Annotated in this window: 14 protein-coding genes, 2 tRNA genes, 1 rRNA gene and 2 riboswitches; of the genes, 3 read left to right on the forward strand and 14 right to left on the reverse strand. The window is 37.0% G+C overall.

The annotated features are described in order from the left end of the window. From M014_RS0120410 to groES, 7 genes are all read right to left on the reverse strand, one after another. A 16S ribosomal RNA gene (locus M014_RS0120410) occupies nucleotides 1-144 on the reverse strand; the annotation flags it as partial. Between the two features lie 289 nt (nucleotides 145-433). Next, a complete protein-coding gene (locus M014_RS0120415) occupies nucleotides 434-1,939 on the reverse strand; it encodes a sensor histidine kinase (protein ID WP_026593348.1) in 1,506 nt (501 codons plus the stop codon). Further along, nucleotides 1,923-2,624, reverse strand: a complete 702-nt coding sequence (locus M014_RS0120420) for a response regulator transcription factor (RefSeq protein WP_026593349.1) — start codon at nucleotides 2,622-2,624, stop codon at nucleotides 1,923-1,925. Before M014_RS0120420 ends, M014_RS0120415 begins: the two co-directional genes overlap by 17 nt. Nucleotides 2,625-2,766: 142 nt before the next feature. After that, a complete protein-coding gene (locus M014_RS0120425; RefSeq protein WP_026593350.1) occupies nucleotides 2,767-4,092 on the reverse strand; it encodes an NCS2 family permease in 1,326 nt (441 codons plus the stop codon). Between the two features lie 128 nt (nucleotides 4,093-4,220). Then, nucleotides 4,221-4,323: riboswitch (purine riboswitch) on the reverse strand. 159 nt (nucleotides 4,324-4,482) lie between these two features. Further along, a complete protein-coding gene (gene guaA, locus M014_RS0120430; protein WP_155924357.1) occupies nucleotides 4,483-6,021 on the reverse strand; it encodes a glutamine-hydrolyzing GMP synthase in 1,539 nt (512 codons plus the stop codon). 160 nt (nucleotides 6,022-6,181) lie between these two features. Next, a riboswitch (purine riboswitch) is annotated at nucleotides 6,182-6,283 on the reverse strand. 169 nt (nucleotides 6,284-6,452) lie between these two features. Further along, a complete protein-coding gene (gene groL, locus M014_RS0120435) occupies nucleotides 6,453-8,087 on the reverse strand; it encodes a chaperonin GroEL (protein WP_026593352.1) in 1,635 nt (544 codons plus the stop codon). A gap of 37 nt (nucleotides 8,088-8,124) precedes the next feature. Then, on the reverse strand, nucleotides 8,125-8,409 hold the full coding sequence (groES, locus tag M014_RS0120440) for a co-chaperone GroES (protein ID WP_000917306.1): 285 nt from the start codon (nucleotides 8,407-8,409) through the stop codon (nucleotides 8,125-8,127). Nucleotides 8,410-8,822: 413 nt separating this feature from the next. On the opposite strand from groES, the gene M014_RS0120445 reads away from it, so the two are divergent. Together M014_RS0120445 and M014_RS0120450 are read left to right on the forward strand one after the other, a co-directional pair. Further along, complete coding sequence (locus M014_RS0120445; protein WP_026593353.1) at nucleotides 8,823-9,566, forward strand: CPBP family intramembrane glutamic endopeptidase; 744 nt, start codon at nucleotides 8,823-8,825, stop codon at nucleotides 9,564-9,566. A gap of 2 nt (nucleotides 9,567-9,568) precedes the next feature. Further along, the gene (locus M014_RS0120450; RefSeq protein WP_026593354.1) at nucleotides 9,569-9,763 is read left to right on the forward strand and encodes a YdiK family protein; all 195 of its coding nucleotides are present in this window, start codon (nucleotides 9,569-9,571) and stop codon (nucleotides 9,761-9,763) included. Nucleotides 9,764-9,788: 25 nt separating this feature from the next. Here M014_RS0120450 and M014_RS0120455 read toward each other — a convergent pair whose 3' ends face one another. Further along, nucleotides 9,789-10,418: a redox-sensing transcriptional repressor Rex gene (locus tag M014_RS0120455; protein ID WP_026593355.1), complete on the reverse strand. Its 630-nt coding sequence runs from the start codon at nucleotides 10,416-10,418 to the stop codon at nucleotides 9,789-9,791. Between the two features lie 184 nt (nucleotides 10,419-10,602). Here M014_RS0120455 and M014_RS0120460 point away from each other — a divergent pair, with 184 nt between their 5' ends. Continuing rightward, nucleotides 10,603-12,528: an ABC-F family ATP-binding cassette domain-containing protein gene (locus M014_RS0120460; protein WP_217994260.1), complete on the forward strand. Its 1,926-nt coding sequence runs from the start codon at nucleotides 10,603-10,605 to the stop codon at nucleotides 12,526-12,528. Nucleotides 12,529-12,807: 279 nt separating this feature from the next. On the opposite strand, the gene tsaD is transcribed toward M014_RS0120460, so the two are convergent. From tsaD to M014_RS0120490, 6 genes are all read right to left on the reverse strand, one after another. Further along, complete coding sequence (gene tsaD, locus M014_RS0120465) at nucleotides 12,808-13,824, reverse strand: tRNA (adenosine(37)-N6)-threonylcarbamoyltransferase complex transferase subunit TsaD (protein WP_026593357.1); 1,017 nt, start codon at nucleotides 13,822-13,824, stop codon at nucleotides 12,808-12,810. Continuing rightward, a complete protein-coding gene (gene rimI / locus M014_RS0120470) occupies nucleotides 13,824-14,267 on the reverse strand; it encodes a ribosomal protein S18-alanine N-acetyltransferase (protein WP_026593358.1) in 444 nt (147 codons plus the stop codon). Before rimI ends, tsaD begins: the two co-directional genes overlap by 1 nt. 11 nt (nucleotides 14,268-14,278) lie before the next feature. After that, on the reverse strand, nucleotides 14,279-14,971 hold the full coding sequence (tsaB, locus tag M014_RS0120475; RefSeq protein WP_026593359.1) for a tRNA (adenosine(37)-N6)-threonylcarbamoyltransferase complex dimerization subunit type 1 TsaB: 693 nt from the start codon (nucleotides 14,969-14,971) through the stop codon (nucleotides 14,279-14,281). Next, nucleotides 14,952-15,425, reverse strand: coding sequence for a tRNA (adenosine(37)-N6)-threonylcarbamoyltransferase complex ATPase subunit type 1 TsaE (gene tsaE, locus M014_RS0120480; protein ID WP_026593360.1), 474 nt, complete (start codon nucleotides 15,423-15,425; stop codon nucleotides 14,952-14,954). The genes tsaB and tsaE overlap by 20 nt, the downstream gene beginning before the upstream one ends. Before the next feature lie 190 nt (nucleotides 15,426-15,615). After that, nucleotides 15,616-15,691 (reverse strand) — tRNA-Asp (locus M014_RS0120485). A gap of 3 nt (nucleotides 15,692-15,694) precedes the next feature. After that, nucleotides 15,695-15,771: transfer RNA gene (locus M014_RS0120490), tRNA-Met, on the reverse strand. Between the last annotated feature and the right edge of the window lie 5 nt (nucleotides 15,772-15,776).

A 15,776-nucleotide genomic window follows, 5' to 3' on the forward strand; every position in this document is an offset into this window, starting at 1 on the left:
AGTCTTATGGGCAGGTTACCCACGTGTTACTCACCCGTCCGCCGCTAACTTCATAAGAGCAAGCTCTTAATCCATTCGCTCGACTTGCATGTATTAGGCACGCCGCCAGCGTTCATCCTGAGCCAGGATCAAACTCTCCAATAAAGTTAGTTTGTCTAGCATCTAAAATAAAAATTGACGTTTCACGTTGTTTGTTTCGTTCAGTTTTCAAAGAACTCGTTTGTCGCTCATTTGCGACTCCCTTATGTTAACATTTCTTCATTTCAATGTCAACTAAGTTTTTCATTTCGTTTGTCGCGTTTTGCGTTGTTGCTATCGGCGACTCGTATAATATTACACTTCATTTATATAACCGTCAATATGTTTTTTTAAAAAAATATAAAAAAGACTTACTTTCTATTAAGTAAGCCTTCTTTCCATAAAACCATCTTTTTTACTTTCCTTCTATAATTGGTAATGAAACAATAAACTGAATCACTCCATCTCCGTATTCAGCTCGAATTTCTCCGTCCTGAAGTTCTACAATACTTTTTGCAATCGCAAGTCCAAGACCTGATCCTTCTGTTACTCTACTTCTAGATTGATCTTTCTTATAAAAGCGTTCAAATAAGTTCCCTAATTCTTCTCTCGTAAACTCTTCGCTATAATTTGCAACAGAGATTTGAATAGTACGGCGTTGTCTTTCAAGAGAAACTTTAATCTCCCCATTATCCTTACTATATTTAATAGCATTCATTAATAAATTTTCAAACACACGAACGATCTTCTCTGAATCAACTGCAGCATATGCACGTTCTTCAGGAAACTTTTTAATAAATACAAGACCATGTTCTTCTGCCTGCGGGACCAATTCTTCTATTAATTGATCAAGGAGTTCATTCATACACACTTCCTGTTTTTCTAATACAATATTTTCATTCGTTAGTTTTGTATACTCGAATAAATCTTCTATTAAATTCTTCAACTGCTCTGATTTCGCAAAAGCGATTCTCATATATTCGTCATGTTGTTCTTTACTTTCATATTTAGAATCACGAAGCAATCGTAAATACCCCATAATAGAAGTAAGTGGTGTCCGTAAATCATGCGATACATTTGTAATGAGTTCGTTTTTTTGTTTTTCTAATTTACGCTCTTTTTCAATATTAATCATGAGTTCCTCTGCCATATTATTAATATTCTCTGTCAATGCAGCAATCTCATCTTCTCCCTTTTTCTCAATACGGTAAGCCAAATTCCCCTTTTCTATTTCTTTTACTCCTTGTGCCATCGCTTCAATTTGCTTCATCTTTCTCTTTGTTATGTAGAAGAAAGAGAAAATAAATACAAGTACACCAATAAAAAATGGAAACGGCCCTTCTTGTGTTTCATATACCACCTCTCCTTCAGGAATCCCACTTACAAACATATATAAATTCTTATCTTCAATTGTGATTGGTGAAAAAGCTATAAATTCTTTTCTCGCACTTTCAAAGTTATAATTTGAGTTGTTAATAGCAAATGATGCAGCATTACGAATTGTATTATGCAAATTAATTTGTTCCTCTTGCGCCTGCTTCGTTTTATATAATACCTTCCCGTTCTCATCCGTAATTAGTACTTTTAAAGCTTTTCTTCCCGCTTCTATTTGTTGATTCTCAGCCTCTATCATATCTTGCACAGCATCCATCTTATTGTCAGTCATCATCATTTCTGCTGTATTTTGAGCTTCGCGATTAATTTGCTCCATCCCGACCCTATAATCAATTGTTGCTTCTCGATTCGCATTCTCAAAAAATGGGGTTGCTGCTTTTGATGACAAAACTCCTAATAACGCACAAGCAGTAAAAGTAGTAATAAGCTGGATTCGTATGCTCCGCCGAACACTCTTTACTATCCTTTCAATCAATCCTCTTATTTTCTTATATACATAGGTAAACGGCTTAAATATCTTTTTCAATCTTATACCCCACTCCCCACACCGTTTTAATATAACGCGGTTTTCTTGGATTCTCTTCGATCTTCTCACGGATTTTTCGAATATGTACCATTACCGTATTATCAGATTGAAAGGATCTTTCATTCCAAACATTTTCATAAATTTGCTCTGCACTAAAGACTATACCTGAATTACGCGCTAGTAACTCTAAGATAGAAAACTCTCGTGGTGTTAATTTCACCTCTTCATCCATAACTTTCACTTCATGTGTTGCTACATTTATCTTCATATCTCCAAGTTCAATCTCGCTTTCATTTTGAACAATAAATCCATTCATTTTCATATATCGGCGAAGCTGCGATTTAATTCTCGCTATCAATTCTAGCGGATTAAAAGGTTTTGTTACATAATCATCCGCCCCTGTTGTTAACCCTAAAATTTTATCCATATCTTGCGTTTTCGCAGACAACATAATAATCGGCATCTCTTTCGCTTCTCTTACTTTCATACACATATGAATCCCATCAATTTTTGGCATCATAATATCTAACACAACTAAATGCACTTCATTCTTCTCTAATATATCTAATCCTTCTGTTCCATCCCCAGCTTGCAATACTTTATATCCTTCATTTTTTAAGTAAATTGTAATTAAATCCCTAATTTCTTTTTCATCATCTACAACAAGTATTGTTTCTTGCCCCACAATATCGCCCCCCAAAACTTTTAAACTCTCTATTCCTTATTATAAGAAAACTTCTGAAGAAAAACGGAACGAAATCCTTAAGATTTTCTGAAGATGCAAAAAAGGTCTAGACTCCCCTTAGTCTAGACCTTTTAAAACCCCTTTATTTACGAACGTAGATGAAATATAGTACAAACAATACTCCCATTACATGCATGATTGGATGAACTTCTTTACGGCGCCCACTTACAACCATTGTAATTGGATAGAAAATGAATCCAATTGCAATTCCCGTTGCAATACTATACGTAAGTGGCATGGAAATAATCGTAAAGAATGCCGGTACTGCAATCTCAAATTTCTTCCAATCAATTTCCCCTAAAGATGAAACCATCAAAATCCCTACAATAATTAAAGCCGGTGCCGTTACAGCCGCTGTTACGACACTTAGTAATGGTGAAAAGAATAGTGCTAGCAAGAAAAATCCCGCTGTTACAACTGCTGTAAATCCTGAACGCCCTCCTGCTGCTACCCCTGCAGACGATTCAATGTAAGACGTTGTCGTAGATGTACCAAGAATTGCACCAATAACGGTCGCAATCGCATCTGCAAATAACGCTTTTCCCGCACGTGGTAATTTGTTATCCTTCATTAATCCCGCTTGATTCGCAACTGCTACAAGTGTACCCGCTGTATCAAAGAAATCAATGAAGAAGAACGTTATAATAACAATTGCCATTTGAACAGTGAAGATATCGCCGAAGTGATTTAGCGCTACACCAAATGTTGGTTCTAAACTTGGAATCGCACCAATAACAGCTTTTGGTGTATCAATCAATCCTGTAGCTACACCTAATATTGCTGTAAGAATCATCCCATAGAAAACTGCACCATTGATTTTTTTAATCATGAAGATAATTGTAATCACTACACCGAAAATAGAAAGCAATGTTGTGCCTTTTGTTAAATCCCCCAATCCAACAAGAACAGCATCATTCTTCACTATAATTCCAGCATTTTGAAAACCAAGAAAAGCAATAAACAAGCCAATACCTGCTGCTACCGCGAATTTCAACTCCGACGGAATCGCATTAATAATTTTTTCACGAAGACCCGAAGCAGTAAGAATAATAAAGATAATACCTGACATTAACGTTCCGGCAATCGCTGTTTGCCATGGAATCCCCATCGTTAACACCGCTGTGTAAGCAAAGAATGCATTGATTCCCATTCCTGGTGCTAAAGCAATTGGATACTTTGCAAAAATCCCCATAATCAGTGACCCAATCGCCGCTGCTAACGCAGTAGCAACAAAGACCGCTCCTGGATCCATTCCTGTTCCTGCTGGTAATCCTTTAATGTTTCCCAGTGATAGTGTAGCAGGATTGACAAAAAGTACATAAGCCATAGATAAAAATGTCGTTAACCCTGCAATGAACTCTGTTTTGTAATTCGTACCGAGCTCATCGAACTGAAAATAACGTTTCATTCTACGTTTCCTCCGTTATATGATTACTCGTCGTAATCCTCCCTAGCCCTCTTTTATCTATGAAAATAAAAAAGGCTTCCATTGCGTATACATGGAAGCGTTCTGTAAACAAAGGCAGGATTCCCCTTACCTTTATTAAAACGCCTCGTAGTCAAGCCATTTACGGTAGCTAGGTAGAAACTTTCGGGCCATATCCCCGATATTATACGACGGCTGTAATATTCATTTTTTGTATTAATTACATAATCATATTAACTCACATACAGGCATATGTCAATTTAAAAACGAACGTTTTTTAACAAACTTACATTTTTGTTCGTGTTAAATCACAAAAAAAGACCCATCTACATAAGTTATAGATGGATCCTTTTCAGAAAAACGGATTTTATATTATTCCCACTCGATTGTTGCTGGTGGCTTACTCGTTACATCATACACGATACGGTTAACGTGTTTTACTTCGTTTACGATACGTACAGAAATTTTCTCTAATACATCCCAAGGGATACGTGCCCAGTCCGCTGTCATACCATCGATAGATGTTACTGCACGGATACCTACCGTGTAATCGTAAGTACGTTCGTCACCCATAACACCTACACTACGCATACCTGGAAGTGCAGTGAAGTATTGCCAAATTTCACGGTCTAAGCCTGCTTTTATAATTTCTTCACGTAAAATCGCATCAGATTCACGAACAATTTCTAATTTCTCTTCTGTAATTTCACCTAATACACGGATACCAAGTCCTGGACCTGGGAACGGTTGACGCCATACGATTTCATCAGGAATTCCTAGTTCTGATCCTAATACACGTACTTCATCTTTAAATAAAGTGTTTAAAGGCTCAATTAATTTGAACTGCATGTCTTCTGGAAGTCCACCAACATTATGATGAGACTTAATTGTTTGTGCAGTTGCTGTACCACTTTCAACGATGTCAGTGTACAGTGTACCTTGTGCTAAGAAGTCCATTCCTTGTAGCTTTGATGCTTCATCATCAAATACATAGATAAACTCGTTACCAATGATTTTACGTTTTTGTTCTGGATCTTCTACACCTTTTAGCTTGCTCATAAAGCGTTCTTTCGCATCCACTTTAATAACGTTCATATGGAAGCCTTCGCTAAATGTTTTCATAACGCCTTCCGCTTCACCTTTACGAAGTAAACCGTGGTCAACGAAAATACATGTTAATTGATCACCGATCGCTTTATGAATTAATACTGCTACAACAGAAGAATCTACACCGCCACTAAGTGCGCATAGTACTTTTTTATCGCCAACAGTTTCACGGATTTTCTCTAATTCCACTTCGATAAAGTTCTCCATGTTCCAACCTTCAGAGCAACCACACGCGCCGAATACGAAGTTTTTAATTAAATCATTACCGTGCTCAGAGTGACGTACTTCTGGATGGAATTGTACACCGTATAAGTTTTGCTCTTCATTGCTCATACCAGCAATTGGACAAGACTCACTTGTTGCGTCTACTACGAATCCTTCTGGTAAGCCAGTTACTAAGTCACCATGACTCATCCATACAACTTGCTCTTCCGGAAGATTCGTATATAATTTTGATTCATTCTCTACTTTAAGAACTGCTTTTCCGTACTCACGATGGTTTGCACGCTCTACTTTTCCACCAAAGTGTTTTGTCATAAGCTGCATACCGTAGCAAATACCAAAGATCGGTAAGCCTAGTTCAAAGATTTTTTCATCACAGTGGAATGCATTTTCACCATATACACTGTTCGGTCCACCAGAGAAAATAATCCCTTTTGGATTCATTGCTTTAATTTCTTCTGCAGTAATTGTATGTGGATGAAGTTCACTGTATACACCGAACTCACGAATTCGACGTGCAATTAACTGATTGTACTGACTCCCAAAATCTAAAACGATAATCGTATCGTGCTGTTTTTTCAAAATAATCACCCCAACGTTAGTTCTGTATATAAATATTTTTACCAATTTGGCAAAAAGCATTACCAATATAATAAAAAAAGCCAGTCCTCCGCCCTCAGTCTCATAACAAAGAAAAGGCAGAGGTCTGGCTTTATAAAGATAGTCTTCCGCTCTTTATAAATATAAGACACACTGCCTTCATAGTCAGGTTGTTTACGGTAACCCGGTAGAGACTCTCAAACCATATCATTGAGGATATATGAAGGATTCGTTTTATATTATCTTCCTAGATTCTAACAATGAAGTATCAATACGGTCAAGAGAGAAAGCGACAAAATTCTACAGAAATTATTTTCTCATTGCGATAAAGTTTTTATTACTATCATTTTTCTTCTGTGTACAACAAAAAATCCACCTCTAAATAGAGATGGATTTTCTGCCAGCGGATGAAATTACATCATGCCGCCCATACCGCCCATGCCCATGCCGCCCATGTCAGGCATTGCTGGTGCATTTGGTTCTGGCTTGTCAGCAACTACTGCTTCAGTTGTTAAGAACATTGCTGCAACAGATGCTGCGTTTTGAAGTGCAGAACGAGTTACTTTTGCTGGGTCTACGATACCAGACTCAAGCATGTTTACCCATTCGCCAGTTGCTGCGTTGAAACCAACGCCTACTTTTTCGCCTTTTAAACGTTCTACAACAACAGATCCTTCTAGACCAGCGTTGATTGCGATTTGACGAACTGGCTCTTCTAATGCACGGAGTACAATGTTGATACCTGTTGCTTCGTCACCTTCAGCTGAAATAGCAGCTACTTTCGTGTATACGTTCATAAGTGAAGTACCACCACCTGCAACAATACCTTCTTCTACTGCTGCACGAGTTGAGTTAAGTGCATCTTCAATACGAAGTTTACGCTCTTTTAACTCAGTTTCAGTTGCTGCACCTACTTTAATTACTGCTACGCCACCTGCAAGCTTAGCAAGGCGCTCTTGTAATTTTTCACGATCGAATTCAGAAGTAGTTTCTTCTAATTGTGCACGGATTTGACCGATGCGAGCTTCGATTTGTTCAGTGTTACCTATACCTTCAACTACAGTTGTATTTTCTTTCGTTACAACCACTTTGCCAGCGCGTCCTAAAGATGCAACTGTAGCAGATTTTAAGTCGCGTCCTAACTCTTCAGTGATTACTTCACCACCAGTTAAAATCGCAATATCTTCTAGCATTGCTTTACGACGGTCACCAAATCCAGGAGCTTTAACAGCTACTACATTGAATGTACCACGTAGTTTGTTCACTACTAATGTAGCTAATGCTTCGCCTTCTACATCTTCAGCAATGATAAGAAGTGGTTTACCTTGTTGTACCACTTGCTCTAATACTGGTAAGATTTCTTGAATGTTAGAAATCTTTTTGTCAGTGATTAAGATGTATGGGTTATCAAGTACTGCTTCCATTTTGTCAGAATCAGTAATCATGTAAGGAGATGCATATCCACGATCAAATTGCATACCTTCTACTACATCTAATTCTGTTGTGAATCCTTTAGATTCTTCTAATGTAATAACGCCGTCGTTACCAACGCGTTCCATTGCTTCAGCAATTAATTTACCTACTTCTTCGTCAGCAGCAGAAATAGCAGCTACTTGCGCGATAGAAGATTTACCTTCGATTGGTTTAGAAATCATTTTTAATTCTTCTACTGCTGCAACAACAGCTTTTTCGATACCTTTACGAAGACCCATTGGGTTTGCACCAGCTGTTACGTTTTTTAAACCTTCACGAATCATAGCTTGTGCTAATACAGTTGCAGTTGTTGTTCCGTCACCAGCTACATCGTTTGTTTTGCTAGCAACTTCTGCTACTAATTTTGCACCCATGTTTTCGAATGCATCTTCTAATTCGATTTCTTTTGCGATTGTTACACCATCATTTGTAATAAGTGGTGAACCGAATTTTTTCTCAAGTACTACGTTACGACCTTTTGGTCCAAGCGTTACTTTTACTGCGTTTGCAAGAGTGTCGACACCGCGAAGCATCGAACGACGTGCTTCTTCACTAAATTTAATATCTTTTGCCATAATATTTGACCCCCTTGGATTTTTAAAATGTATATAATTAACCGATAACTGCTAAAATGTCACTTTCACGTAAAATCAAGTAGTCTGTACCTTCATATTTCACTTCAGTACCTGCATATTTTGAGAAGATGATAAGATCACCTGCTGCTACCTCTAAAGCAACACGCTCACCATTTTCAAGCACTCGACCAGTACCTACTGCAATAACTTTACCCTCTTGTGGTTTTTCTTTTGCAGTGTCTGGTAATACAATACCACTTGCTGTTTTTTCTTCCGCTTGAACAAGCTCAATTACAACGCGATCACCTAATGGCTTTAGCATGAACAATTACCTCCTCATTTGTCTATGTAAATTTTCTTTATTAGCACTCAAGTTCCCCGAGTGCTAACACACTTATAATAATAAATAATCTAATTTTCTTTTGCAAGTAAAAAAATCATAATTTTTTCGCAAATTGTGATATAAACTTTTTCTATGCAACAATAACAGAAATAATTCTCAAAAAGCCTTTTGTATATGAATCAGCTTTTCCACTTACCGTATGTTACAATATGAAAGATGCCATAAGTTATTTTCTCTATAGGTACAGCTTTTTCCTGTCTCCTATTTCACTTTCGATGAAAGATTTACAAAAAAATAATAATAGAGACCGTTATTATGTATCCATGGCTGGATACTTACATGTTATCCTGCCTTATCTCATAAACTAGAGTTAGAAAGGATGGTTAACCAATTTGAAAAAACAATATTGGTGGATTATAGTTACATATATTCTGATGCAATTATCAGGTATCATCGGATTACCGCTTCTTGCAAAAACCGGATTTTATAATAATAGCGGTTTAACACGAGATGAAAAAATACAAATCATGACTGGTCATTGGGCAATTATTAGCTTTTTCATTGCGCTATGTGTTGTCCTTTGGCTATTGCGAACAGATATTCGCGAAAGCCGTTTCGACACAACACGTTCCAGTGTTCCTGCCACAATTGGTTGGGTTTTTATTGGTTTCTTTTTAGCTTTCTTTTCTCAAACAATTGCAGGCACAATCGAAATGCGTTTATTAGGCATTAAACCTGGTTCTGAAAACACAGCTCGCTTAATGGAAATTGCAAGAACTACTCCTTGGTTCCTTATTGTTATATCGATAATGGGGCCCATTTTAGAGGAAATTGTCTTTAGAAAAATTTTATTTGGTACATTGTATAAGAGATTCAACTTCTTTATCGCTGCTATTATTAGCTCACTTGTATTCGCAGCAATTCACTTTGATTTTACACATCTATTGGTATACACTGCTATGGGGCTTGTATTCGCCTTTTTATATGTAAAAACAAAACGCATTATCGTTCCTATTATGGCACATGTTGCAATGAATACGATGGTTGCATTAGCTCAAGTTATGATAAGTAACGAACAAATACAGGAAATGATTAAAGAAGCAGAAAAAATGCAAGGATTTATCGGAGGATTTTAAATATGAGAAATTCACCATTGTTCATGGCAGCACTGTATTTCCTTCTTGGGTGCGTCTTTATACGTTTCGCAATTACGAACGTTACAGATACAATCTGGAACTTTGGGACACTGCTGTTTGCTGCTATGGCAACAATCGACTTTAATTTAGCGCTTCGACTTATCTTAGTCAAATTTACAAAGAAAAAGCCACAATAAAACGCAGAGGGATTCCCTCTGCGTTTTATTGTGGATAATTTTTCAAAAAATAAACTAGTGTTTGTAATTCTACAGCTAAATCAATATGATGAATTCTTATATTTTCTGAAACATTTAATCGTGCTGGTGTAAAATTTAAAATTCCGTGTATATTTGTTTCGGCCAATCGATCTGCTACAGCTTGTGCAACGGTAGCAGGTACTGTTAATATTGCCACTTGTATATCACTTGTTAGATGCTCTTCTAATTCATCTAAATGATATACAGGAATTCCTCCGATTTCTTTTCCAACTTTCTCTTCATTGACATCAAAAGCCATTTCAATCTTTGTATTATTATTTTTCGTGAAATTGTAATGTAAGAAAGCGGTCCCTAAATTACCTACTCCAATAAGTGCTACACGTGTTATATCATCTTGATCGAGCGTTTCACGGAAAAATGATAGTAAATAATTCACATTATATCCGTACCCCTTTTTTCCTAACGCTCCAAAATATGAAAAGTCTCTTCGAATCGTTGCTGAGTCTACTTTGACAGCTTCACTCAATTCCGCTGATGAAACACGTTGCTTACCGGAAAGAGATAAGTTTTGGATAAATCGATAGTATAGAGGCAATCGTTTGGCAGTGGCCTGTGGAATCTTTTGCTGATCCATGTAACCTCTCCTCTCTTCCTATCTTTGTTCATATGATTGAAACAAATACAGAAGTTTAGCACTTATGACTTTCCTTGTATAATAGAGAGAAGACTTCTCTCTTTATTTTAAACTATACACTATTTTTAGTATGATTGAAAAATATAAACATGGCAAAGTTAAGAAATTATTTGAGGTGAAAACATTGATTTTATTACAAGTGAATGGGCTTTCAAAATTATACGGTGCTGAAACAATTCTTGCAAACATTAAATTGGAGGTTCAAACAAGAGATCGCATTGCACTCGTTGGTCGAAATGGTGCTGGAAAATCTACATTGTTAAAAATAATCGCTGGAGAGTTATCTCATGATGGCGGTGAAATGATAAAACCAAAAGATGTTTCAATTGGTTATTTGGCTCAAAATACCGGTCTTGAAACTTCCTTAACAATTTGGGATGAAATGCTCACTGTCTTTACACATCTACAGCAAATGGAGACAAAACTTCGAAGGTTAGAACAGGAGATGGGTAAAGAAGAGAACTTTTCAAATGCTACTTCGTACGAAAGATTACTCGCTGATTATGATCAATTGCAGTTAGACTACAAAGATCAAGGCGGTTATCAATATGAAGCTGATATTCGCTCCATTTTGAGTGGACTCGGTTTTCCAGTTGAAACACATCAAACAACGATTTCTACGTTAAGTGGTGGCCAAAAAACAAGACTTGCTCTTGGGAAACTACTATTAACCAAACCAGATTTACTCATCTTGGACGAACCGACAAACCATTTAGATATCGATACATTAACATGGCTTGAACAATATTTACAAGGCTACCCTGGAGCTATTTTAATCGTTTCTCATGATCGCTACTTTTTAGACAAGCTTGTCACACAAGTATATGAAATTTCTAATAAGGAAAGCAAACGATATGTTGGTAACTACAGTAAATATTTAGACTTAAAAGCCGCACTATATGAACAGGAAATGAAGCGTTACGAAAAACAACAAGAGGAAATTGCTAAGCTAGAAGACTTTGTCCAAAAAAACATTGCTCGTGCATCTACAACAAAACGTGCACAAAGTCGTCAGAAACAATTAGATCGAATGGAATTACTAACCAGACCATTAAGTGACTCTAAGTCTGCATCCTTCCACTTTGATATCGAAAAGCAAAGCGGAAACGACGTATTACAAGTAAAGGATGTTTCAATTGGATATGACGAAGAACCGATTATTGGGCATGTAAATATGCGTTTGACCCGAGGGGATAGTGTCGCACTAGTCGGTCCAAACGGTATCGGAAAATCTACATTATTAAAATCCATTGTGAATAAATTGAAGGCGTTAAGCGGTGAAATTTCTTTCGGTTCAAATGTATCTATTGGATATTATGATCAAGAACAGGCAAACTTAACATCATCTAAGCGTGTTTTAAACGAACTATGGGACGATTACCCGTTAGAACCAGAAAAAGAAATTCGCACTATACTCGGTAACTTTTTATTCACAGGGGACGATGTATTAAAACCTGTATCTTCCTTAAGTGGTGGCCAAAAAGCTCGATTAGCTCTAGCAAAATTGATGATGCAAAAATCTAATCTACTGATTCTCGATGAACCAACAAATCATCTTGATTTAAATAGTAAAGAGATTTTAGAAAATGCCTTGATTGATTATCCAGGAACTCTTTTATTCGTTTCTCATGATCGTTATTTTATTAACCGTGTCACAACTACAGTTGTTGAGTTATCAACAGATGGTGCACAAGAATATTTAGGTGACTATGACTACTATATTGAAAAGAAAAATGAAATGATTGAGCGTGCGGAATTCGAACAACAAGAAGAGGATACACCAATCCAAAAGAATATCGCTCAAGAAAAATTAAATTATCTTGAAGAAAAAGAACGTAAGAAGTTGGAGCGCCAACGTATACGGAAAATTGAAGACATTGAACAAAACATCGCAAAGTTAGAAGAGGAAATTGCAACATTAGAAGAAGAACTTTGTCTACCCGAAGTATATGCTGACTACGAACGAGCTAGTGAAATTACAACAACAAAGCAGACAAAACAAGAACAATTAGAAAAATTTATGGCGGAATGGGAAGAATTACACGTATAAGCCCTATATATTCATATGATGAAAACAAGGTAGTTGAAAATTATTCAACTACCTTGTTTATTTTCAATACAAAGAGTTATCGTCGAAGGTCTGACCTTAATAGTATTATCCACAACTTTATACACATATCCACCATTATTATATAAATATAAAAATAACTTTTCCACATTATACACAGACCATAAAAAAGTTATGCACATTTTATATTCACAACAAAGCCCACATTATCAACAGATAATATGGGCTTTATCCACAATTTGTGGTTAATTATGTGTATAACTATGCTTCAATATCTAATCCTGGATTTGCATTTAAAGCCAATGATGTACGTTTTCCTTGCTTATATGCAATTGTACCTGCTGCTGCAATCATCGCTGCATTATCTGTGCACAAGGATAGTGGTGGAATAATTAGCTCAATATCCTCTTTCTTAGCAAACTCTTCCTCTAGAGAAGCACGAAGTCCTTTATTTGCTGCAACCCCTCCAGCAAGAAGCACTTGTTTTACACCATATGCCTCTGCTGCCCGTACCGCTTTCGTTACTAGTACATCTATTACACTCGCTTGGAAGCTAGCCGCTAAATCCTCTGGCGCGATTTCTTCTCCACGCTGTTTTGCGTTATGCACAGTGTTGATAACTGCTGATTTCAATCCACTAAAGCTAAAATCATACGAATCCGGCTCTAGCCATGCACGTGGTAAATCAATCGTTGGCCGTCCTTCATGCGCAAGACGATCAATATGAGGACCACCTGGATACGGCATAGATAATGTACGTGCAACCTTATCATATGCTTCTCCTGCCGCATCATCTCTTGTTTCGCCAATTACTTCAAACGAACCATGTTCTTTCATATAAACAAGCTCTGTATGTCCCCCAGAAACAACAAGTGATAACAAAGGGAATTGTAGTTCTTTTACTAAGCGATTCGCATAAATATGCCCAGCAATATGGTGAACACCCACAAGAGGAATATTATGAGCAAAGGCAATTGCCTTTGCTGCATTTACACCAATTAGAAGTGCCCCTACTAAACCCGGCCCTTCTGTCACAGCAATTGCATCAATATTATCAAATGTAACGTTCGCTTCTTTTAAAGCTTCTTCTAATACAACTGTAATTTGTTCTACATGATGACGAGATGCGATTTCCGGTACAACTCCCCCAAAACGCTTATGGCTTTCGATTTGTGAAGCGACAACATTTGCCATTATTTCTGTTCCATTTTTAACAACTGCTACAGCTGTTTCATCACAGCTCGTTTCAATACCAAGTATAATCGTATTTTTTTCCATTATATATTCACCCACATTACAAGACCATCTTCATAATTGTCTGTATAGTATCGTTTACGAATCCCACCATTTTGAAATCCATACTTTCGGTATAACTGTTTCGCTACTTCATTTGAAACCCTTACTTCGAGTGTCATCGTTTTTGCTCCCATTTCTCTTGCCTGATCCATTACTTCCTTTAGCAAAGCATCTCCAAGTTTTTGGCCACGATATTCTGGCAAAATGGCTATGTTTGTAATATGTGATTCATCAATAATAATCCACAATCCACAGTATCCAATTACCATATCATCTTTTTCTAGCACGACATAATGTGCATATTCATTCATCGTCAGTTCACGATAAAATGCATCAGCAGTCCATGGAGTTGCAAATGACGCTTCTTCAATTACTACAATTTGAGCAATATCATCAGTCGTCATCTTTCTAAATGTAATATCCATTTTAATAACCCCTATTTTTTTTGACTTTCTAGCCATTTTGTTTCTGCCTCTGCTAAACGGAGGTAGCTCGGGATAAATGTATGCACACTTTGCTCCTCTTTTTGTAATCCTAAAAATGCTAATTCACTGGGCCTTGGGTTATTCTTTGTACAAGAAGCAAATACAGCTTGGTCTCCTAAATATTCTACAATCGTTTCTTTATGTTGCTCTACATCATTACCGATAAATAAAACAGGTTGCCCTTTATCTTTTAGCATCTGTAACCAATCAACAATAAGAACAATTCGATCCTCTTCTATAGAACATAACTGCTCTTCTTTATATGTATACAAGCCTGTATAAATTTGTCCGCGGCGCCCATCAAACAATGGACAAATAACACCTTCGAAATTTGACCCATTTGCAGCCACTACTTCTAAACTAGACACGCCGACAATCGGTATTTGCAATGACCAAGCTAATGTCTTTGCAACAGTCACACCAATTCGAACTCCTGTATAAGATCCAGGACCAGCCGCTACAACAATTTTACCTAACTCTTTCGGTTTTACACTACATTCCTTCAGAAGTTGTTCTACAGCTGGCATTAGGCGTACAGAATGATTTTTTGTTAAATTCGTAATGATTTCTCCGACAACAATATTTCCATCAATAAGAGAAACTCCCATTACATAATTTGAAGTATCAATTGCTAGTACTTTCATCTTGTAATAGCTCCTCACATAATCTAATATAACGTTCACCACTTGGCTCTAACACAATTTCCCTTGTATCATCACCTGTATGGAACAAGCTTATTTTTAATTTCTCATTTGGCAGAAAAGATTCAATTAAATGAGCCCATTCTACTACTGTTATGCCTTCACCATAAAAATACTCATCAAATCCTAAATCCTCTTCACTTTCCGCTAAACGATACACGTCCATATGATATAGCGGTAATCTGCCTTTATACTCTTTAATAATGTTGAATGTTGGGCTATTTACAACTCGTTTCACACCAAGGCCTTTTGCAAGACCTTTTGTAAACGTTGTCTTTCCAGCACCTAAATCTCCTTCTAAGATAAGCACATCTTGTTCCTTAACAAGGTGTCCTAACCTTTCTGATAAATGTTGAGTCTCTTCAGAAGAAGTTGTCTTTATTTCATATCTATTCAAAGGTTTCACCTACCTTACTCTCAATATTCCCTGTCTTTTATTATACAGATTTTTTCACTTTGTTTCATTTTGAACATATAAAAAAGACCTTAGGAGTTGTCCTAAGGAAAGATTGACTGTCTTTATAAGTTTTCTTAAAAATAAATAAAAAAATACGAAACAACTTGTTTCGTTCTTTTCTTTGTATAAATGGCGGTCCCGACCGGGGTCGAACCGGCGATCTCCTGCGTGACAGGCAGGCATGTTAACCACTACACCACGGGACCATTTGGTTGCGGGGACAGGATTTGAACCTGCGACCTTCGGGTTATGAGCCCGACGAGCTACCGGACTGCTCCACCCCGCGACGAT

Origin of the sequence: Bacillus sp. UNC437CL72CviS29 (genome assembly GCF_000482345.1) — a bacterium.
Taxonomy (GTDB): domain Bacteria; phylum Bacillota; class Bacilli; order Bacillales; family Bacillaceae_G; genus Bacillus_A; species Bacillus_A arachidis.

What these genes read in the sequence shown, in the direction of transcription:
- groES (WP_000917306.1), bottom strand. Translation starts at nt 8,409, where the DNA reads ATGCTAAAGCCATTAGGTGATCGCGTTGTAATTGAGCTTGTTCAAGCG.
- groL (WP_026593352.1), bottom strand. Translation starts at nt 8,087, where the DNA reads ATGGCAAAAGATATTAAATTTAGTGAAGAAGCACGTCGTTCGATGCTT.
- rimI (WP_026593358.1), bottom strand. Translation starts at nt 14,267, where the DNA reads ATGGATATTACATTTAGAAAGATGACGACTGATGATATTGCTCAAATT.
- tsaD (WP_026593357.1), bottom strand. Translation starts at nt 13,824, where the DNA reads ATGGAAAAAAATACGATTATACTTGGTATTGAAACGAGCTGTGATGAA.
- M014_RS0120425 (WP_026593350.1), bottom strand. Translation starts at nt 4,092, where the DNA reads ATGAAACGTTATTTTCAGTTCGATGAGCTCGGTACGAATTACAAAACA.
- M014_RS0120455 (WP_026593355.1), bottom strand. Translation starts at nt 10,418, where the DNA reads ATGGATCAGCAAAAGATTCCACAGGCCACTGCCAAACGATTGCCTCTA.
- M014_RS0120450 (WP_026593354.1), top strand. Translation starts at nt 9,569, where the DNA reads ATGAGAAATTCACCATTGTTCATGGCAGCACTGTATTTCCTTCTTGGG.
- tsaB (WP_026593359.1), bottom strand. Translation starts at nt 14,971, where the DNA reads ATGAAAGTACTAGCAATTGATACTTCAAATTATGTAATGGGAGTTTCT.